The organism is Pseudomonas sp. B21-041, from assembly GCF_024748675.1.
GTDB lineage: Bacteria > Pseudomonadota > Gammaproteobacteria > Pseudomonadales > Pseudomonadaceae > Aquipseudomonas > Aquipseudomonas neuropathica.
In genome coordinates, this window is sequence record NZ_CP087175.1 from 1,942,465 (window position 1) to 1,963,002 (window position 20,538).

Annotated in this window: 18 protein-coding genes and 1 pseudogene; 5 read left to right on the forward strand and 14 right to left on the reverse strand. The window is 59.3% G+C overall.

The window, feature by feature from the left end:
* Nucleotides 1-132: 132 nt before the first annotated feature.
* Nucleotides 133-1,200, reverse strand: a complete 1,068-nt coding sequence (locus LOY43_RS08675; RefSeq protein ID WP_007916337.1) for an ABC transporter substrate-binding protein — start codon at nt 1,198-1,200, stop codon at nt 133-135.
* A 351-nt stretch (nt 1,201-1,551) separates the two neighbouring features.
* Between LOY43_RS08675 and LOY43_RS08680 the strand changes: the two genes are divergently transcribed.
* On the forward strand, nt 1,552-2,265 hold the full coding sequence (locus tag LOY43_RS08680; protein ID WP_064121017.1) for a UTRA domain-containing protein: 714 nt from the start codon (nt 1,552-1,554) through the stop codon (nt 2,263-2,265).
* A gap of 403 nt (nt 2,266-2,668) precedes the next feature.
* Here LOY43_RS08680 and LOY43_RS08685 read toward each other — a convergent pair whose 3' ends face one another.
* The 4 genes from LOY43_RS08685 to LOY43_RS08700 form a co-directional block, all read right to left on the reverse strand.
* On the reverse strand, nt 2,669-4,003 hold the full coding sequence (locus LOY43_RS08685; protein WP_258709469.1) for an amidohydrolase: 1,335 nt from the start codon (nt 4,001-4,003) through the stop codon (nt 2,669-2,671).
* A gap of 64 nt (nt 4,004-4,067) precedes the next feature.
* The gene (locus tag LOY43_RS08690; protein ID WP_258709470.1) at nt 4,068-6,221 is read right to left on the reverse strand and encodes a mechanosensitive ion channel family protein; all 2,154 of its coding nucleotides are present in this window, start codon (nt 6,219-6,221) and stop codon (nt 4,068-4,070) included.
* A 77-nt stretch (nt 6,222-6,298) separates the two neighbouring features.
* Nucleotides 6,299-6,475, reverse strand: a complete 177-nt coding sequence (locus tag LOY43_RS08695; RefSeq protein WP_162835980.1) for a hypothetical protein — start codon at nt 6,473-6,475, stop codon at nt 6,299-6,301.
* Nucleotides 6,476-6,682: 207 nt separating this feature from the next.
* A complete protein-coding gene (locus LOY43_RS08700) occupies nt 6,683-7,972 on the reverse strand; it encodes a M18 family aminopeptidase (protein ID WP_007919200.1) in 1,290 nt (429 codons plus the stop codon).
* Nucleotides 7,973-8,335: 363 nt separating this feature from the next.
* Here LOY43_RS08700 and LOY43_RS08705 point away from each other — a divergent pair.
* Both LOY43_RS08705 and LOY43_RS08710 read left to right on the forward strand, forming a co-directional pair.
* A pseudogene (locus LOY43_RS08705) lies at nt 8,336-8,707 on the forward strand (transposase); the annotation flags it as partial.
* A gap of 207 nt (nt 8,708-8,914) precedes the next feature.
* Complete coding sequence (locus LOY43_RS08710) at nt 8,915-9,856, forward strand: transposase (protein ID WP_220558825.1); 942 nt, start codon at nt 8,915-8,917, stop codon at nt 9,854-9,856.
* Nucleotides 9,857-9,905: 49 nt separating this feature from the next.
* Here the strand turns inward: LOY43_RS08710 and LOY43_RS08715 are convergent, their stop codons facing one another.
* From LOY43_RS08715 to minC, 4 genes are all read right to left on the reverse strand, one after another.
* Nucleotides 9,906-10,541: an RluA family pseudouridine synthase gene (locus LOY43_RS08715; RefSeq protein ID WP_007960625.1), complete on the reverse strand. Its 636-nt coding sequence runs from the start codon at nt 10,539-10,541 to the stop codon at nt 9,906-9,908.
* A gap of 90 nt (nt 10,542-10,631) precedes the next feature.
* A complete protein-coding gene (minE, locus tag LOY43_RS08720) occupies nt 10,632-10,886 on the reverse strand; it encodes a cell division topological specificity factor MinE (protein ID WP_003223146.1) in 255 nt (84 codons plus the stop codon).
* Nucleotides 10,886-11,698, reverse strand: coding sequence for a septum site-determining protein MinD (gene minD / locus LOY43_RS08725; protein ID WP_258709471.1), 813 nt, complete (start codon nt 11,696-11,698; stop codon nt 10,886-10,888). Before minD ends, minE begins: the two co-directional genes overlap by 1 nt.
* 169 nt (nt 11,699-11,867) lie before the next feature.
* The gene (gene minC, locus LOY43_RS08730) at nt 11,868-12,605 is read right to left on the reverse strand and encodes a septum site-determining protein MinC (RefSeq protein ID WP_026000431.1); all 738 of its coding nucleotides are present in this window, start codon (nt 12,603-12,605) and stop codon (nt 11,868-11,870) included.
* Nucleotides 12,606-12,722: 117 nt separating this feature from the next.
* On the opposite strand from minC, the gene LOY43_RS08735 reads away from it, so the two are divergent.
* Together LOY43_RS08735 and LOY43_RS08740 are read left to right on the forward strand one after the other, a co-directional pair.
* Nucleotides 12,723-13,655: a lipid A biosynthesis lauroyl acyltransferase gene (locus tag LOY43_RS08735; RefSeq protein WP_258709472.1), complete on the forward strand. Its 933-nt coding sequence runs from the start codon at nt 12,723-12,725 to the stop codon at nt 13,653-13,655.
* 35 nt (nt 13,656-13,690) lie between these two features.
* The gene (locus LOY43_RS08740) at nt 13,691-14,863 is read left to right on the forward strand and encodes a patatin-like phospholipase family protein (RefSeq protein WP_258709473.1); all 1,173 of its coding nucleotides are present in this window, start codon (nt 13,691-13,693) and stop codon (nt 14,861-14,863) included.
* Between the two features lie 137 nt (nt 14,864-15,000).
* Here the strand turns inward: LOY43_RS08740 and LOY43_RS08745 are convergent, their stop codons facing one another.
* From LOY43_RS08745 to LOY43_RS08765, 5 genes are all read right to left on the reverse strand, one after another.
* Nucleotides 15,001-15,786, reverse strand: a complete 786-nt coding sequence (locus LOY43_RS08745; protein ID WP_007913962.1) for an outer membrane protein OmpK — start codon at nt 15,784-15,786, stop codon at nt 15,001-15,003.
* 374 nt (nt 15,787-16,160) lie between these two features.
* A complete protein-coding gene (locus LOY43_RS08750) occupies nt 16,161-16,946 on the reverse strand; it encodes an outer membrane protein OmpK (protein ID WP_016982869.1) in 786 nt (261 codons plus the stop codon).
* A gap of 154 nt (nt 16,947-17,100) precedes the next feature.
* On the reverse strand, nt 17,101-18,459 hold the full coding sequence (locus LOY43_RS08755; RefSeq protein WP_095114338.1) for a nucleobase:cation symporter-2 family protein: 1,359 nt from the start codon (nt 18,457-18,459) through the stop codon (nt 17,101-17,103).
* 170 nt (nt 18,460-18,629) lie between these two features.
* On the reverse strand, nt 18,630-19,940 hold the full coding sequence (locus tag LOY43_RS08760; protein ID WP_095050914.1) for a urate hydroxylase PuuD: 1,311 nt from the start codon (nt 19,938-19,940) through the stop codon (nt 18,630-18,632).
* Nucleotides 19,941-19,991: 51 nt separating this feature from the next.
* Complete coding sequence (locus tag LOY43_RS08765; protein ID WP_034151759.1) at nt 19,992-20,495, reverse strand: ureidoglycolate lyase; 504 nt, start codon at nt 20,493-20,495, stop codon at nt 19,992-19,994.
* Nucleotides 20,496-20,538: the final 43 nt, after the last annotated feature.

Sequence of the window (20,538 nt, forward strand, 5' to 3'; positions counted from 1 at the left end):
CCTGTAGGAGTGAGCCTGCTCGCGATAGCTGTTGAACATTCAACGACAATGTTGACTGAACTACCGCTATCGCGAGCAGGCTCACTCCTACATGGGGATTTGTTTCAGATCACACAGTAGTGATCAGCCGCTTTATTTCATCTCTACGATGACTTCCTCGTTCCACTGCTGTGGCAGGGCCTTGGAAGTCTTTTCCCACGCATCGGCGTCTTTGATCGGGGTGACCTTTTTGTACTGCTCGTTCGGCAGCAGTTTGGCCTTCACGTCTTCCGGCAGTTGCAAGTGCTCGGCACGGATCGGGCGGGCGTTACCGCGGGCGAGGTTGGTCTGGCCGGCGTCGCTGAAGATGTATTCGCGGGTCAGCTTGGCGGCGTTCGGGTTTTTCGCGTACTTGTTGATGATGGTGGTGTAGCCGGAAATCACCGAACCGTCGGACGGGATCAGCACCACGTAGTCATCCGGGTTGGCCATCTTGGCTTTGTAGCTGAGGCCGTTGAAGTCCCAGACCACACCGACTTCGATCTCGCCTTTTTCCATGGTGGCGATGGTCGGGTTGGCCATCGACAGACGACCTTGCTTGGCGATGTCGGCGAACAGCAGCAGGGCAGGCTTGATGTTTTTCTCGTCGCCACCGTTGGCCAGTGCCGCAGCGAGAACGCCGTTGGCGGCTTGGGCGGCGGTGCTCACGTCACCGATCGAGACTTTGTATTTGCCGCCCTTGAGATCAGCCCATTTGGTTGGCACTTCGGAGCCGTGCAGCAGTTTTTTGTTGACGATGAAGGCGATGGTGCCGGTGTAGGCCAGCGCCCAGTTGCCGTCCTTGTCCTTGGCCCAGTCCGGGACTTGATCCCAGGTGCTTGGCTTGTACGGTTGCACCACGCCTTGCTTGACCGCGATCGGGCCGAAGGCCGCACCGACGTCGCCGATGTCAGCGGTGGCGTTGTCTTTTTCGGCGGCGAACTTGGCGATTTCCTGGGCCGAGCTCATGTCGGTGTCGATGTGTTTCAGGCCGTAGGTTTTGGCCAGGTCTTCCCAGGTGCCTTTCCAGTTGGCCCAGTCATCGGGCATGCCGACGCTGTTGACGGCACCTTCCGCTTTCGCAGCGGCTTCGAGGGTTTTCAGATCGGTGCCGGCCGCCATGGCGGAGGTGCACATTGCAATGGTCGAGCCTAACAGTGTTGCCAGGAAAAGCTGTTTCATTCCGAAGCTCCTTGGTCGTGTTCAACGCTGCGATTGCGGTGTGTGTTGGTCTAGGTCAGCAATACCTGAGCCAATTTAAGGGGGCTGGATGACACTTTGATGTCGGCGGCCTTGTGTCAGGCCTTTTATTTGCCTGGTATTGGCGGCTGCCAGATAAGCGTAGACCATGCCCAAAGGCCCGCAGAGCAAGGGACTTGGCCGGTGTATTGCAAGTCGTGAAGACGACCGTTCGGTAGTTTTGTCATCTCGCGGTCATCTGCACTGCCTAGGCTTGCAACATCAGGAAACGGCTTGATCGCCGTGCAGTTTTGCCCCGAAACAGTGCTGGTCTAGTCCAGATAGGTAACGTTGATGCGCGATGAGGCAACAAAAGCGGTGACAGCGATTGGCCAGGTGTTGCAGGAGCAACTCGATCACGGGTTGCTGGCGGCGGGCAGCAAATTGCCGGCCGAGCGCAAGCTCAGTGAGTTGTTCGGTACGACGCGGATTACTGTGCGAGAGGCGTTGCTGCAACTGGAGGCGCAGGGGCAGATTTATCGTGAGGAGCGCCGTGGCTGGTTCGTCTCGCCGCCGCGTCTGGCCTATAACCTGATGCAGCGCAGTCACTTTCACGCGATGGTCAGTGCGCAAGGGCGGGTGCCGTCGACCGAGGTGATTTCGGCGCGGTTGCAGCCGGCGTCGGCGGCGGTGTGTGCGTGGTTGCAGTTGCCGGCGTTGTCGAGCGTGATTCAGATTTGCCGGTCGCGGCGGATTGATGGGCGGTTGGTGTTGTATGTGGAGCATTATTTGAATCCGCAGTTTTTTCCGGGGATTCTTGAGTTTGATTTGAATCAGTCGATCACCGAGTTGTATGCGCGGCATTACGATTTGCACTATGGGCGGGTGCGGTTTGAGATTGTGCCGACGTCATTGTCGGTGGATGCGGCGGCGGCTTTGCGGGTGTCGGTGGGGAGCCCGGGGTTACGGATTGCTCGGGTCAATTATGATCAGCATGAGCGGTTGATTGATTGTGATCTGGAGTTTTGGCGGCATGATGCGATTCACGTTGGGGTTGATGTGGTTTGATCGTTTTGGGGGGCATATCCGTTGCTTCGGGTGGTGCTGATTAGGGTTCCGCCCTTACGGCGGGTCACTTTTTCCAGACGCCGAAAAAGTAACCAAAAAGGCTTGCTCCTGCGTGCGGCCCGCTCGCTGGGGCTCGGGGTTCCTTCGCTCCGGGATCAATCCCTCCACTCAGCCTTCCGACGTCGCCCGTGGATCAAGATCAAGAACGGTACTCGAGCTTGCGCTCATTGTGTTGAGTGGTGAGAAGCCGAAGCGATACAGGTTTACCGGTTGGCTCAATCCTCGTGGGAGCTGGCTTGCCAGCGATGGCGGCCTGACAGCCGACCTGTTTCTGGCAGGCTGTACAGGGTCCAAATGTGGGAGCGAGCTTGCTCGCGAAGGCGCCCCCACAGTCACCTCATCCCTACTTGCCCGCCCCCGCATTGGCATACAGATAATCCGTCGCCAACGAGGCCAATGTTCTCACGCCTACCACCAGCGCCGACTCATCGACAAAGAACCCCGGATTGTGATTCGGCGCTGCCTTGCTCATGTCCTGGTCTCTTGGCGTCACGCCGAGAAACACAAACAGTCCCGGCACTTCCTTGGCAAAGAACGAGAAGTCTTCCGCGCCACCCACCAGCGGTGCATTCACCACATCATCCTTGGCCGCCCACTTCAACGTCGGCAGCATTTTTTCCGTCAGTGCCGGGTTGTTGATGGTCGGGTCGTATTTTTCGATGATGGTGACGTCGGCTTTGGCGCCGCCGCTTTCGGCGATTTTTTCCACGGTCTGGCGGACGTCGGCATGCAGTTTCTGGCGGATGCCGTAGTCGTAGGAGCGGATCGTGCCGGTCATGTCGACGGATTCGGGAATGATGTTGTAGCGCGTCCCGCCGTTGATGGTGCCGATGCTGACCACTGACGGATAAGACGAGATATCGGTGCGGCGGCTGACCACGGTTTGCAGGCCGACGATAGTTTGCGCGCCGACGGTGATCGGGTCGATGCCGTCCCAAGGGCGGCCGGCGTGGGTCTGTTTGCCGAGGATTTTGATGCGCAGGTCGTCGGAGCTGGCCAGGGTGGCGCCTGGGCGGAAGGCGATCTGGCCGGCGGGAACACCGGCCCAGACGTGCAGGCCGAAGACCGCATCGGGTTTCGGTGATTTCATCACGCCTTCCTCGACCATCATTTTCGCGCCCCAGGTGTTTTTTCCGTCGGGGATGAAGTCGCTTGGGCCTTCTTCGGCAGGCTGAAAGTAGAACACCACGGTGCCGGGCAAGGTGTCGCGCATGCCCGTGAGAATTTTCGCCGTGCTCAGCAGGATCGCGGTGTGGGCGTCGTGGCCGCAGGCGTGCATGACGTCGACTTCTTTGTCGAGGTAGGTGCCTTTGGCTTTCGAGGCGAAGGGCAGGTCGGCGACTTCCTTGACCGGCAGCGCGTCCATGTCGGCGCGCAGGGCCACGGTCGGGCCGGGCAGGGCGCCTTTGAGCACGGCCACTACGCCGGTGCGGGCGACGCCGGTTTTGACGTCCAGGCCCAGAGCTTGCAGTTGTTTGGCGACCAGTTCGGCGGTGCGCTTTTCGGTGTTGCCGAGTTCCGGGTGGGCGTGGATGTCGCGGCGGGTTTCCAGCAGTTCCGGCTCGAGCTTGTGCGCTTGTTCGGCGATTTGCGTGCGGGTGCTTTCCAGCGTGGCGGCACCGGCGTGGCTGGCGAACAGGGTGAGTAGAACGGCTTGGGCAATGCGCGTCAGTTGCATCGGTCTCTCCTTGATTATTGTTGTCGGGCTTCCCTGCCTGTGACTGCAACCGCGCGCCTGAGTGCTATTCCTTCGGCTGACCGCCACCGGCAGTGATCACTTGCACGCTCATGCGCGGCGTTGCCAGGTCGAGTCCGGCTTCGTCGAGATGGCGTTTGAGCGACAGGTTGAACGCCCGGGACACTTCCCACTGTTTGATCGGTGCGGTCTTGAACCGCGCCCGCAGAATTGCGCTGCCGGACTCGAAACTCTCGACACCCTGAATCTCCAGCGGCGACCAGATGTTGCGCCGCTGCAACGGATCGGTGCGCATCTTCTGGCCTACTTCGCGCATCAGTTTGATCGCGTCGTCGATTTCCATGTTGTACGGCACTGCGACGCGGAAGATCGCGTAGCCGAATTCCCGTGAGTAGTTCTTGATGCTTTTGATTTCGCTGAACGGGATGGTGTGGACGATGCCGTCGATATCGCGCAGGCGCACGGTGCGGATGGTCAGGCCTTCGACAGTGCCGAGGTGGCCGCCGACGTCGACGTAGTCATCGATGGCCAGCGAGTCTTCGATGATGATGAACAGACCGGTGATCAGGTCCGCGACCAGTGACTGCGCACCGAAACCGATGGCCAGACCGATCACACCGGCACCGGCCAGCAGTGGCGTGACGTTCATGCCCATGTTCGCCAGCGCGACGATCAGCGCAATGATGAAGATCGCCACGAACAGCACGTTGCGGATCAGCGGCATCATCGTCTGCGCCCGCGCATTGGCCAGGCCTTTGCGCGAGCGGGTCAGGGCGTGGTGCACGGCGGTGTCGGCGAGGATCCAGATCAGCCAGGAGAAAATCAGTGTGCCAATCAGGCTGAACAGTTTGACGCTTATGTCATGGCCTTCGCCTTCGGCAAAACCGATCAGCGACTGGCCCCACACGCGCAGGCCAAGTTCAATGAAGACCAGCCAGACCAGCAAATGCGCGAGGGTGTAAAAGAAGTTTTTCAGACGCTCGGAATACAGCGCGTGACGTTTCGGCCCGCGTTGCGGTTTCAAGGAATGACGGCGCACGAGGCCGTTGATCACCATGCACAACACCAGCAGCACGGTGCAGATCAGCGACTGGCGCAAGGCGGTGCTGGTGTCGCCGGCGGAGACGAAGGTGGCGAATAGCGAGATGCCGACCAGCACCAGCGCCGGCACGTACCAAAAGGTGCCGAGGATTTCGATGGTATCGCTGAGGGCGCGGCGGGTCAGGCGTCGCGACAGCGGCTGGTTGCGGATCAGGTGCGCAATCGGTCGGCGGAAACGCAGGATAAACAGACCGGTCGACAGCGCCGCGAGGACATTGGCGATGGTCGCGGCGGTGTGGGCCAGATGCACGCCGAGGCTTTCGATCAGGCGTGGATCATTCAGCGCCTCGCCGAACGCGGCGAAGCTGCCGATCAGCCACAGCGGCCGGAACGCCTGATGACGGAGGATGTACAGTGCACGATGGCGGTGCGGGCCGTCGAGCAGGGAAAACGCAATCACGCAGATCGCCGAGAAACAGGTGCCGACCACCAGCACATAGGCCAGCACCATCGCCAGGCTTTTACCTAGAGACGACGGCAAGGCGTAGCTCATGTAAACGGTCATCACTAAAGCGATCAGCCATGGCCCGAGCTTGCGTAATGCAAAGCGCAGCATGTCGAGGGCTTTGGGGTGTTGCGGCAGTTCTTCGGTGAGGCCGAAACGCATGCGTACCCGGTGACCGAGCCAGATCAGTGCGGCGGCGAGCAGACTCCACACCGCGAGGATCATGGCGAAGCCGAAGATGATCGGCAGCCATTCGTTGGCCGGCAACATCATGCCGCTCAGCTCTTCCTTGGCCAGGTCGAACTCGTTGCCCCAGCGGTTGAGCGGGCTGTCGGCGCCGGTGAATTGTTTTTCGAAGTTGGCGAGGGTGCCGCCGATCAAGCCGAGCACGCCTTCTTCAGGGCTGGCCTGAGCCTTTTTGGTGGCGTCGCGCAGTTTCTTCAGATCGGTCAGCAACTGTGCGCGTTGCTTGTCGTTTTCCAGCGACTTGATGACTTCGTCGAGGGACTGGCCGAGCGGTTCCTGCGCTTCGGGCTGCGCTTTGTTGGTGTTGAGCAGACCGGGTAAACCGACCGCTTGGGCGGGCGCCAGCGGCAACAGCGTCATCAGGCAGACGAGGAACAGGCTGGGCAAAGCAAAAAGACGAGCGAACACTAGGCGGTCAACCTCGCAAGGGGCGGATTCGCTGGAGTGTACGAGGCCCACTAATGCATTGCGAGCCGGGCGCGGATTTATTCGTTGAGTTTGGCGAGGATCTTGTACACCACCGTGGCGAGGATCGTCAGCATGCCGATCCACATGGCGAACACCCCGGCGTTCTTGTCACGGAAGTTGAAACCGATCGCCAACAGGATCATTCCGCACAGGATGGGAATGAGCATGGCGTGGAACGAAGACATCGAGATCATGGAGACTGCCTTGTCGAAATGAATGATGTAAGTCTAGGTCGGTTTTGGTGGAGCGGTTCTGATGTGTATCAGAATTGAGTCAATCCAAAGATGAAATATGTGTGGTCTGGACTGCCGCTTTTCGCGAGCAGGCTCGCTCCCACAGTTTGGAATGCATTTCAAACTGTGGGAGCGAAGGTGCGACGATTCGACCTGCTCGAGAAGGTTTTAAGGCAATTCGCGGCAGGCGTAGAACGCGCTCAGCACTTTGACCAGGTGCGCCAGGTCATGGCTGCCGCACAGTTCGCGGATCGAGTGCATGGCGAAGGTCGGCAGGCCGATGTCGACAGTGCGCACACCGAGGTGGCTGGCTGTGATCGGGCCGATGGTCGAGCCGCAGCCCATGTCGCTGCGCACCACGAAGCTCTGTACCGGGACTTCTTCGGCCATGCACAGATGGCGGAAGAAGCCGGCGGTTTCGCTGTTGGTGGCGTAGCGCTGGTTGCTGTTGACCTTGATCACCGGGCCAGCGTTGAGTTTCGGGCCGTGGTTGGCATCGTGCTTTTCCGCGTAGTTGGGGTGCACGCCGTGGGCGTTGTCGGCCGAGACCAGCAGGGATTTCTGGATGGTGCGGACGAACTCGTCACCTTCCGGCAACAGACGGCGCAGTGTCTGTTCGAGCATCGGGCCGTCGGCACCGCAGGCCGAGCAGGAGCCGACTTCTTCGTGGTCGTTGCACACCAGCACGCAGGTTTCGTCGGTTTCAGCGGTGAGCAAAGCTTGCAGGCCGGCGTAGCACGACAACAGGTTATCGAGGCGCGCGCCGGCAATGAAGTCGCCATTGAGGCCAATCACTGCAGCACTTTGCGTGTCGTAGAAGCTCAGCTCGTAATCGAGTACGACATCGGCGTTCAGGCCATGTTCGCGGGCCAGTTGATCGGTGAGCACGGCGCGGAAATCGACGCGCTCGTCACCAGCAAATTGCGCAAGGATTGGCGGCAGTTCGGTCTGTGCGTTGATCGCCCAGCCTTGATTGGCTTCACGATTGAGGTGAATCGCCAGGTTGGGAATGATCGCGATCGGCGCCTTGAAATCGATCAGTTGGCTTTCAACCTTGCCGTCGCGGCGAAAGGTCACGCGGCCGGCCAGCGACAGATCACGGTCGAACCACGGTGCCAGCAACGCACCGCCGTAGACTTCAACGCCCAGTTGCCAGAAGCCCTGACGCTGCAGTTCCGGCTGCGGCTTGACCCGCAGGCACGGGCTGTCGGTGTGCGCGCCGACCAGGCGGATGCCGCCGTGCAGTGGCGAAGTGCGGCCCATTTTGATCGCGACAATCGAGGAGTCGTTGCGGGTGACGTAATAGCGGCCGTTTGGCTCGGTGGTCCATGGCTCGCGCTCGTCGAGGCGCACGAAACCGGCAGCCTCAAGACGCTGCACCAGACTGGCAGTGGCGTGGAACGGGGTAGGGGAGGCCTTGAGAAAGTCGATCAGGCCTTGGTTCAACTCTTCGCGCATAAGAAACTCCAGACAGCAATGGGCGGGAGTTTAACGCATCGGCCGGGGAATTGAATCTGCACCCGAACCCTTGTGGGAGCGAGCCTGCTCGCGAAAGCGATTGATCAGTCAACATCAATGCTGAATGTGAAACCGCTTTCGCGAGCAGGCTCGCTTGTATGGTAGGACTTGAAGGGAGGAGGAGGGACAAGGCTCGATTCTGACTGTTGACGCAGCACAGACCGTGGGAGATTTCGCCCCTCCTCCTTTCACCCAAGCGCCGATAAAGAATGCATCTGGCTAGACCGACGATAGGAACAAGCCTGCGCCTCTGGGTGAGCCCTTCAAGTGCTCAAACCTTATCCCGGAGGAAATCCTGTGGCAATGCCGGTCGCTCTATCAAATCCGATCGTTGGCGTGGATGTCGCCAAAAATGAACTGGTGATTTATCAGGCCGATAGCGATCTGCTTGAAGCGATTCCCAACACCAAAACATCCATTAAGCAGTGGCTGAAGGCCTTGCTCGGCCCCGTGTCTATTGCCATTGAGGCAACCAACATCTACCACCTGGAATTCGCTGATTTGGCCTATGCGGCCGGTTGCACGATTTACATGGTGGGCGGCTATGAACTCAAACATTACCGCGAAGGCGTGAAGATCCGCGCCAAAACCGACGCCTTGGACGCCAAGTTGCTGGCCCGTTACCTGAAGAACGAAGCCGAGGAGTTGCGCCCCTGGACCCCGCCATCACCGCTTGTATGGTAGGACTTGAAGGGAGGAGGAGGGACAAGGCTCGATTCTGACTGTTGACGCAGCACAGACCGTGGGAGATTTCGCCCCTCCTCCTTTCACCCAAGCGCCGATAAAGAATGCATCTGGCTAGACCGACGATAGGAACAAGCCTGCGCCTCTGGGTGAGCCCTTCAAGTGCTCAAACCTTATCCCGGAGGAAATCCTGTGGCAATGCCAGTCGCTCTATCAAATCCGATCGTTGGCGTGGATGTCGCCAAAAATGAACTGGTGATTTATCAGGCCGATAGCGATCTGCTTGAAGCGATTCCCAACACCAAAACATCCATTAAGCAGTGGCTGAAGGCCTTGCTCGGCCCCGTGTCTATTGCCATTGAGGCTACAAACATCTACCACTTGGAATTCGCTGATTTGGCCTATGCGGCCGGTTGCACGATTTACATGGTGGGCGGCTATGAACTCAAACATTACCGCGAAGGCGTGAAGATCCGCGCCAAAACCGACGCCTTGGACGCCAAGTTGCTGGCCCGTTACCTGAAGAACGAAGCCGAGGAGTTGCGCCCCTGGACCCCGCCATCACCGCTGTACCGCCAGCTCCTGAGCCTTTTCCGCCGCCGCGCGGCTTTGGTCCAGGCAAGGGTCGGCCTGGTGCAGAGCTGGTCGAATGAGCCGCTATTGAAGGCAGCTTTTGCTGAACAAATAAAATCCATGCAGCGGCTTGAAACGATGATCGAAAAGACGATCAACGATCAGCTCAAACAAGCCGGTTTGCTCGGCCAATTGAAGCGTTGCCTGAAAGTTGAGGGCATTGGATTTCTGACCGGAGCGCGCCTGCTCACGGCGTTTCAGCGGGGGGAATTTAGCAACGCGGATGCGTTTATCGCCTTCCTGGGCATGGATTTAAGGGTATCGAAATCAGGGCAAAAGGACGGTCGCCGCAGCTTGACCAAGCGCGGAGACCCCGAGGCCCGCCGACTTTTGCACAACGCTGCGATGTCGGCTAGCCGTACGAAAGCCTGGAAAGGGTTTTACGAGGCCCAAAGAGCACGGGGTTTCAGCACCACGCAGGCGTTGGTGATGCTGGCTCGCAAACTTGCTCGGGTGGTATTCGCCTTGCTGAAAGGGCAAAGCGAATACCAGACAAAAGTCAGTTGAGGGCTTCCCCTCAACCATAGAATCTCCCACAGGGGGGCAGTGTGGTCTGTCAGAACGGCGCGGGGCACTCGAAGCGCAGGCGTTCGCCGGTTTGCGGGTGGGTGAAGCTGAGCATGCTCGCGTGCAGGCACAAACGTGGCCATGCCGCCAGCGCCTGCTCATGGGCGTAGAGCCCGTCACCAAGCAGCGGATGCCCGATCGACAGCATGTGCACGCGCAACTGATGCGAACGGCCGGTGATCGGCGTCAGCTCAACGCGGCACCAGTCACCGCAACGCTCCAGCACACGCCAGAAGGTCAGCGCATGCTTGCCGAATTCGTGGTCGACGACATGGCGCGGTTTGGTCGGCGGGTCGTAACGCAAGGGCAAATCGATGCTGCCACTGTCCAGTTCCGGCTGACCCCAGGCCAGTGCGGTGTAGGCCTTTTCAGTTTCGCGGTCATGAAACTGCCGCGACAGTTCGCGATGCGTATCGGCGTCACGCGCCAGCAGAATGATGCCGGAGGTTTCCCAGTCCAGGCGATGGACGATGCGCGCTTCCGGGTAGCCGTTTTCCTGCAGGCGGGTAATCAGGCAATCCTTGTTGTCGTCGGCGCGACCGGGCACCGAGAGCAGCAAGGTCGGTTTGTCGACCACCAGCACGGCGGCGTCCTGATGGATGATGCGGATGTTGGACAGCGGCATTAAAACAGCCTCGTAACAAATGCCAACGGCGGTTCAGGGCCATCCCGCATGGGGATGGCCCTGAACCGCCGTCGTACCTGCCGGATCGACTCAGCGATCAGGCAGGGTGATGTTGAGTTCCAGAATCGAGCAACTGCCCTGGCTTTCCAGTGCAACATGTACGTCGTCGTTGCCGATGTTGACGTACTTGCGGATCACGTCGACCAGTTCCTTCTGCAAGGCTGGCAAGTAATCCGGCGTGCTGCGCTGGCCGCGCTCATGCGCCACGATGATCTGTAGACGCTCTTTCGCTACCGAGGCGGTACTTGGCTTTTTGTTGGCACGAAAGAAGTCAAAAAGGTTCATTACCTACCTCCAAACAGGCGCTCGAAGAATCCCTTCTTCGTAACATCGAGGAAACGATGTTCTTTTTCTTTGCCCAGCAGACGATCAACGGCATCGCTGTACGCCTGACCTGCATCGCTCTGGTCGTCGAGAATTACCGGGACGCCCGAGTTGGACGCCTTGAGGACGGCTTGGGATTCCGGAATCACGCCAAGCAGGGTGACGGCTAGAATTTCCTTCACGTCTTCGACGCCCAGCATCTCGCCGTCGCTTACGCGTTGCGGGTTGTAGCGGGTCAGCAGCAGGTGTTCCTTGATCGGCTCTTCGCCTTTTTCGGCACGACGCGATTTGCTGGCCAGCAGGCCCAGCATACGGTCGGAGTCACGTACCGAGGACACTTCCGGGTTGGTCACGATGATCGCTTCGTCGGCGAAATACATGGCCAGGTGAGCACCTTTCTCGATGCCGGCCGGGGAATCGCAGACGACGAAATCGAAGTCTTCCTTCAACTGCATCAGGACTTTTTCCACGCCTTGGACAGTCAGCGCGTCTTTGTCGCGGGTCTGACTGGCGGCCAGTACGTAGAGGTTTTCCAGGCGCTTGTCTTTGATCAGCGCTTGTTGCAGGTTGGCTTCGCCGTTGACCACGTTGACGAAGTCATACACCACGCGGCGCTCGCAACCCATGATCAGGTCAAGGTTACGCAAGCCCACGTCGAAGTCGACGATCACTGTTTTGTGGCCGCGCAGAGCGAGGCCGGTACCGATAGCGGCGCTGGTGGTGGTCTTACCCACACCACCCTTGCCGGATGTAACCACGAGAATCTTGGCCAAGGTGTTTCACCCCTAAGGAAGAAGGACTTTTTAGCCCCTGAAAAACATCTCTTGAAAACTACTGCAGTCGGACAGCCTTGGCTGGAATTTGGCTTTGAGCCTTTTTCCTACTTCGTTTGAGCCGTTTTCGCTACGTTTTAGAGATGCTTGGAAAATGCGGCAGTATCCGTTAAAGCCGAATGATGTTCAACACGTCGCCCGACAGGCTGACCTGTACGCCCGAGCCCCACATAGGGTCGCGACGCAAATCTTCGGAAACCTTGTAGTGACCGGCGATGGAGATCAGTTCAGCGCTCAATTGCTGACAGAAAATCCGTGCCTTGGTGTCACCCTTCACGCCGGCCAGCGCCCGACCACGCATCGGGCCGTATACATGGATGTTGCCATCGGCGAGAAGTTCCGCCCCCGGACTGACCGAAGACACCACGACCAAATCGCCACCCTGGGCATATATCTGTTGGCCACCACGTACTGGCGTGGTGATGACGCGGGTCGGTTTGACCGTTGGCTCAGGCGGCTTTTCCGGTTTCTTTTTGACTTCGGCTTCGGGTGTTTCCAGCGGCCGTTCGCGGGCGCCCGACGGCGGCAGCACCGGAATGTCGATAGCGATGGCGGCGGCAATGTCTTCGATGCGACTGGCGCGAATCGCCAGGGTGCGCAGGCCATGTTGACGGCAGACGCGCATCAGGCCTGGCAGATCGACGGCGCCTTCGCTCGGCGGCAGTTTGTCCAGCGCCAGAACTAGCGGCGCGTTGCTGAAGAAGTTCGGCGCCTGGGCAACTTTGGCGGCCAATTGCCGATCGAGGCTTTCGAGGTCGTTACGGGCCAGTTCCAGCACAGTAATGGCCAGCATGCTGCCCTTGAGCTGGAATACGGGATCTTGGTCTAACGGTTCGGTTTGGCTCATGTCGGCATACAACGGCTTGTCACTAAAAGTGCCGAGACTTATAACGAGAACGCCCGCAGGCCGCAAGCCGGGTCGAACGATGTAGAATGCGCGGCCACTGTATTTACGGAAGCTTTAATGGATCGCCCGCGTTTTCGAAAAGCATTTCTTGCTCCACGCTTCTGGCCGCTCTGGTGCGGTCTGGGGCTTTTATGGCTGATCGTGCAGTTGCCGTATCCGGCCTTGCTGACCATCGGTCGAGTTTTGGGCGCGCTGATGTATCGCGTGGCCGGCGACCGGCGGCGCATCGCCAAGCGCAATCTTGAACTGTGCTTCCCAGAAAAAACCGCCGCTGAGCGCAAACGCCTGCTCAAGGAAAATTTCGCCTCCACCGGCATCGCCTTTTTTGAAATGGCTATGAGCTGGTGGTGGTCGCGCGAGCGTCTGGCCAAGCTGGCCCACGTTGAAGGCCTGGAGCATTTGCAAAAGGCCCAGCGCGAAGGCAAAGGCGTGATTTTGATGGCGGCGCATTTCACCACGCTGGAAATCGGCGCGGCGTTGCTCGGCCAGCAGCACACCATCGACGGCATGTACCGCGAGCACAAGAATCCGTTGTTTGACTATGTTCAGCGTCAGGGCCGCGAGCGGCACAACCTCGATTCGCTGGCGGTGGAGCGTGACGACGTGCGCGGCATGCTCAAGCTGCTGCGTTCCGGTCGCGCGATCTGGTACGCACCGGATCAGGACTACGGCGCCAAACAGAGCATCTTCGTGCCGCTTTTTGGCATTCAAGCCGCGACCGTAACTGCGACCACCAAATTTGCTCGTTTGGGTAAAGCGCTGGTGGTGCCGTTCACGCAGGAGCGTCTGGCCGACGGCAGCGGTTATCGCTTGGTGATTCATCCGCCGCTGGAAGATTTCCCCGGCGAAACCGAAGAAGCTGACTGCATCCGCATCAATCAGTGGGTCGAGAGCGCTTTGCGTGCCTGCCCCGAGCAGTACCTGTGGGCGCATCGACGCTTCAAGAGCCGGCCACCGGGCGAGCCGAAGTTGTACGCCAAACGCGGTTGATTCCCCCATCCTTTCAAGCACCATGGAGTGTTGCGATGAGCCCAACTGAACCGGTCACAGGTTTGATTCTTTCCGGCGGCGGGGCTCGGGCGGCGTATCAGGTGGGGGTGCTGGCGGCGATTGCCGAATTGCTGCCGTTGGGCGCGGACAATCCGTTTCCGGTGATCGTCGGCACCTCGGCCGGTGCGATCAATGCGGTCAGCCTCGCCAGTGGCGCTACCGATTTTCGCGCTGCGATCGAGCGTCTCACCTTGTTCTGGCAAGGCTTTCGCAGCCATCGCGTGCTACGCAGCGACTGGCCCGGGGTTATCCGTCAGGCCAGCCGTTTTGTCAGCCACAGCCTGCTCGGCCTCGGCCGGCAACTGCCGGTGGCGCTGCTCAACAGTTCGCCGCTGCGCGCACTGCTCAATGAAAAGCTGCACATGCCCGGTATCGCCGAATCGATCGCGCGCAAGCAATTGCATGCGGTGGCGGTGACGGCGTTCGGCTACGAATCCGGGCAAGCGGTGACGTTCTATCAGGGCGGCGGCAAGATCGATTCATGGCTGCGGCATCGGCGCATTGGTGTGCCGACGCAGCTGTCGGTGGATCACCTGCTGGCCAGTTCGGCGATTCCCTTGTTGTTCGCGCCGGTGAAAATCGGTGATGAATATTTCGGTGACGGTGCGGTGCGGCAATCGGCGCCTATCAGCCCGGCGCTGCACTTAGGGGCGAGCCGGGTGCTGGTGGTCGGTGTCAGCGGCAACCCGCGCGGGTTTGATCCGCAGCAGCCGCTGGAGCGCGCCTACACGGGGCAACAGCCGACGCTGGCGCAGATTGGCGGGCACATGCTCAACAGCACGTTCATTGACAGCCTCGAGAGCGACATCGAGTTGCTGCAGCGTCTCAACCAGTTCAGCCACTTGATGCCTGCCGGCACGCCGACGCGCGAGTTGGGCGTGGCACCGGTGGAGGTGTTGGTGATTTCGCCGAGTCAGCCGATCGATGAGATTGCGGCACGGCATCGCCAGGAGTTGCCGGCGGCGTTACGTCTGTTTCTGCGCGGGCCGGGGGCGACCAAGACGAGTGGGGCAGGGGTGTTGAGTTATCTGTTGTTCGAGGCGGGGTACTGCAGCGAGTTGATTGATCTGGGGCGGCGTGATGCGTTGGCCAAGCGCGAGGAGTTGTGCCGGTTTCTCGGGCTATCCGAAGCGGTGGTTCCATCCTGAGATCGGTGGTGCGGCAATCGCTGGCAAGCCAGCTCCCACAGGGCTTTGCGTCGTAAACAGATTTTGTCTACACCAAAGAACTTGTGGGAGCTGGCTTGCCAGCGATGGCGTCCTCGCAGACGCCACTTACACCCGCATCAGAAGTGGAACTTCACCAGGAAGCTCGTGGTGCTCTGATTGGTCTTGAACGCACCGGTGTCGTCGATGCCGTACTTGTCTTTCCAGTAGTCGTACTCCACACCGACGTACAACTGCTTCTCGCCGAAGCTCAGCGCCTTGCCCAGGTCGTATTTGACTTGCGGGTTGAAGTGCAGGTTGGCGTGGTAATCACCCTTGGAGTTGGAGTCGTTGTCGGTGACCCAGTCCATGAAGCCGTCGATCAGGATATCCGACTTGCCGACCGGGATGGTGTAGGACCAGACCGGGGTAATCTGCCAGACGTTGTCACCGGCGCGAGCACCCTGGGTGTGGCGCTGGTAGAAGTTCAACTGGAAGTAGTCGAAGCCCGGGATCGCCAAGTCGAAGCCTGGACCGATCAGGTACGACTCGGTGTCGCCTTCGCCGAACTCGTAAGTCATCGCCACCAGGACGTCTTTGATCGGGCCGAACTCGATCTTCTGGTCGAGCACTTTACCCAGCGAGATGCGCGGGCTGAACTCACCGTAGTAGGTGTTCGGACCATTGCTGAAGTCCTTGCCACCGTTGTAGAAGATCTTGTCGAGGAAGAAGAAGTTGTCCCCGTACTTCCACGCATCGGCGTGCTCGAAGGTGACGGTCTGCTGGATGCGCGGGTTGACCTGGAAGTCCTTGCCATACAGGTAGGTCAGGCTGTTGTTCTGCCACTGCAGCAGGCCTTCGGCCATGGCCTGGCCGCCGGCCAACATCGATCCCGCGAGCATCAGGCTGGTGCACATACGTTTCATTCGGTTGCTCCCAAAGTAGGTGTTCCACGTTATTTTTTTAAGATCGGCGCTCTGGTGTGGCGCCTTTTTTCGTTGCTGCAAAAAACTCATCCGATCGGTCAGCTTCGTTGCTGTTAGCAAGAGCTGAGCCAAGGCTTTCGAAAAGCAAAAAGACACCCGCTCGGCTGCTAAAAAACAGTCGATTGAGTGTGTTTTCGGGATGCCTCGGTACTGACCGGAGCCGGGATAAGTTGGCTTTTCGGTCAGGAATTAAATCCGGGCTTTTTTTTAGACCGAATTCAGGAGGCCGCGGAGAATACTGACTCCTCGGCCAGCTCTCAAGTGCCCCGCAACAGAGCACCGACGACAGGTATGGGGCACGGTTGCGGGCCATCTTAGAAGTGCACCTTGACCAGCAGGCTGGCGGTGTTCTGATTGGTGTCGAAGTTGTGGGTGTTTTCGACGCCGTATTTATTTTTCCAATAGCTGTATTCGGTGCCGACATACAGTTGCTTGTGGCTCCAGCCCAAAGCTTTGCCCAGGTCATATTTGATCTGCGGATTGATGTGCAGGTTGGCGTGGTAGGTGCCGCGTGAGTTCTCATCGTTGTCGACTACCCAATCGAGGTAGCCGTCGATCAGCACATCGGAATTGCCCAGGGGAAAGCTGTAGGACCAGCCGGGGGTGATCTGCCAGACGCCATCGCCGGGACGCGGGCCTTCGGTCTGGCGGCGGAAGATGTTCAGGGTGACGTAGTTGAAGCCGGGCACCTTGAGGTCGAAGCCGGGGCCGATCAGATAGGCCTCGCTGTCGCCTTCGCCGTACTCGTAAGTCATGGCGAGCAGCACGTCCTTGATCGGGCCGAACTCAAGTTTCTGGTCGAAGATCTTGCCGAACGAGAAGCGCGGGGTGAATTCACCGTAGAAGGCGTGCGGGCCTTTGTTCGCGTCTTCCTTGCCGTTGTAGAAGATCTTGTCGACGAACAGGAAGTTGTCGCCGTACTTCCATTTGTCGGCGTGCTCGAAGGTCAGCGTCTGCTGGATCGACGGGTTGATCGCGAAGTTCTTGCCGTACAGATAGCTCAGGCTGTTGGTCTGCCACAGCAGTAAATCGCCGGCCATGGCCTGACTCGCGGCCAGCAGGCCGCCACTCAACAGAACGTTGGTTTGTGTGCGAATCATCTGTTGCTCCCTCTTGTTTTTATTGTTTGAGGCGCAGAGCTTTTTTTGCCCTTGTAGGAGTGAGCCTGCTCGCGATAGCGGCAACACATCAGTTGACTGAAAAAATGCTATCGCGAGCAGGCTCACTCCTACAGGGGGTACATCGGTGTTGCTGTTAGTGCTGGTGTGCGTGGCAGTCGTTGATCGCCGCGCGCTCTTTGCCGCCGAGAATGTTGAACAGCAAGTTCAGCGTCAGCGCGCTGAGCGTTGCCATGGCGATGCCGCTGTGGGTAATCGGGCTCATCCACATCGGCAAATGCGCAAAAAACTCCGGACGCACCACCGGGATCAGGCCCATGCCGATGCTCACCGCGACCAGCAACTGGTTGCGCCGGTCACCGATGTCGGCTTCCTGGAGAATCTTGATGCCGGTGGCCGCGACCATTCCGAACATCGCAATCGCTGCGCCGCCGAGTACCGCCGGCGGAATCGACGCCACCAGAAACGCTGCTTTCGGCAGCAGGCTCAACACGATCAGCAAGCCACCGGCAACGATGGTCACCGAGCGGCAACGTACTCCGGTCATCTGCACCAGACCGATGTTCTGGGCGAACGAGGAGTGGGTAAACGTGTTGAAGAAACCAGCGACAAACGAGGCGCCGGCATCACACAGCAAGCCGCGACGCAGCATGCGCGGGCAGACTTCCTGGCCGGTGATCTTGCCCAGCGCGAGGAACATCCCGGTGGATTCTACAAAGATGATCACCACCACCAGACACATCGACAGGATCGGTGCCAGTTCGAATTTCGGCATGCCGAAATGCAGCGGAGTGACGAACTGAACCCATGGCGCGTTGGCCATGCCGCTCAGGTCGACCATGCCAATCGCGCCGCACAGGATGTAGCCGAAGCACATGCCGATCAGTACGGAAATGTTGACCCAGAAACCGCGCATGAAGCGGTGGACCAGCAGAATAGTGCCCAACACCAATGCGGCGATGGCCAGATAAATCGGTGAGCCGAATTGCGCAGCGGCAGCGCCACCACCGGCCCAGTTCACGGCCACGGGGAACAGTGACAAACCGATCGAGGTGATGACCGTGCCGGTCACCAGCGGCGGGAAAAAGCGCACGACCTTGGACATGAACGGCGCGATGAGCATGCCGAAGAAACCGGCGGCGATCGTGGCGCCGAAGATGCCTTGCAGGCCGATACCGGGCATGCCGGCCATGGCGACCATGCTGCCGACAGCGGCAAAACTGGCGCCCATCATCACCGGCATGCGGATGCCCATCGGGCCGATGCCCATGGACTGCACGATGGTGGCGATGCCGGCGACCAGCAGGTCGGCGTTGATCAGGAAGGCAATTTCTTCACGACTCAGGCCAGCGGCCTGTCCAATGATCAGCGGCACCGCGATGGCACCACCGTACATCAGCAGAACATGTTGCAAACCGACCAGGATCAGTTGCAAAAGGGGCAATCGCTGAATGGCGGGTGCGTCGGGGATGCGCGCTTTGGACAGCTCGGACATGCAACACCTCGGATCTTTTTATTCTTGTGATTGAACAGCTGCCGGGTTGCTCACAGCTGTTTCTGTGCATCAGGTAACAACCGCGTTGCGGCGAATCGCTGGCAAGCCAGCTCCCACACAGGCAGTGCAAAACCCTGTGGGAGCTGGCTTGCCAGCGATGCTTTTACTGCTTAGTTGGTCTGTGCTCCCTGGGCGATCCATGCACCGATCAGGTCACGTTCCTGCTGGGTCATCTGCGTGATGTTGCCCAGTGGCATGATCTGCGTGGTGATGGCCTGCGCCTGGATGCGCGCCGCGTTCTGGCGGATCTGCTCAGGGGTGTCGAGCATCACACCCGCCGGAGCTGCGCTGAACAGCGGGCTGGTCGGTTTGGCCGAGTGGCAAACCGCGCAACGTTCTTGAATCACGTTGTGCACTTTGTCGAAGGCCGGACCTGCGTTGGAGGCTTGCGCCGGTGCTGCTGCAGGTTCGGCAGGGGCTGCCGGTGCTGCTTCAGCCGGTTTCGCGCCACCGCCCAGTGCCGTTTCCGGCAGCGGTTGGTACTCGATTTTGGCTGGCGCCTTGGCCACTTCCGGCGCGGTCGACATTGGCATCGGGCCGGTGACGTACGCCAGACTGATCATGCCCACCGCTGCCACAGGCAAGGTCCAGGCAAACTTGTGGCTGTCATGACGGGTGTTGAAGTAGTGACGCACCAACACCGCCAACACCGCGATCCCGGCGAGGATCAACCAGTTGTACTGGCTGCCATAAGTGCTCGGGAAGTGGTTGCTGATCATGATGAACAGCACCGGTAGGGTGAAGTAGTTGTTATGACGCGAACGCAGCAATCCTTTGGCTGGCAGCGCCGGATCCGGCGTACGGTTTTCGGCAATCGCCGCGACCAGGGCACGCTGCGCCGGCATGATGATGCGGAACACGTTACCGACCATGATGGTGCCGATGATCGCGCCGACGTGCAGGTATGCACCACGACCGCTGAACACTTTGCTGAAGCCATACGCCGCGCCGATGATCAGCACGAACAGAATGAAGCCGAGCAGAGCAGGGCGTTTGCCCAGTGCCGAGTCGCACAGGAAGGAGTAGATGAACCAGCCGATAAACAGCGAGCCGATACCGATGGCCACGCCTTCAGGGCCGCTCAGGGTGCTGCCCGGAGCCAGCAGGTAGAGCGTTGGATTGGAGTAGAACACCACGCACAGCAGCGCGATACCCGACATCCAGGTGAAGTAGGCTTCCCATTTGAACCAGTGCAGGTTCTCCGGCATCGCCGGTGGGGCCAGTTTGTATTTTTCGAGGTGATAGATACCGCCACCGTGGATCGCCCACAGGTCACCGGCCAGGCCGGTTTTCGGGTTGACGCGGTTGAGGTTGTTCTCCAGCCAGACGAAGTAGAACGACGCGCCGATCCAGGCCACGCCAGTGATCATGTGAACCCAGCGCACGCTCAGGTTCAGCCATTCCAACAGATGTGCTTCCACAGTCTTTACCTCTCGCCTGTCACTCTTGTTGTCGAGTGATCAGACCTTCTCTTATTGGTGGGGGGCGAGGATCAAACGCTCATCCTCTTTGAAAAAATGCTCATCGCAGTTATTGCCTGTGCCACTGCGATCAACCACCAGGAAGTCATCCCGCTTTTCGATCGTCAGCACCGGATGGTGCCAAACGCCGCGATGGTAATTAATGCCCTGCCTGCCGTTGGTGACGAAGGCGCGGACCAAGCCTGATACAGGTTCATCGCCAACTGGCGCGACCACGATCAGAAAGGGGTTGCCGAGCAGCGGAATGAAAGCCTGGCTGCCCAGCGGATGGCGTTCCAGCATGCAAACGGTCAGCGGCATGTCCTGCGCGTCGGCGCGGAAGATGCTGATGATCGCGTTGTCCTCAGGCTGAGCGGTTTCGACCGTCGCCAGTTTATGGAAGCGCATGGTCGAACCGTTGTTGATCATGAAATGATCGCTGCCGTCGGTTTCGATCACGTCACCGAAAGGGGCGAAGGCTTCTTTGCTCAGCGGTTCAATCGTTAGTGTGCGCATGCTGTTCTTCTTTTCGTTGAGTGATCGTTCCCACGCTCCGCGT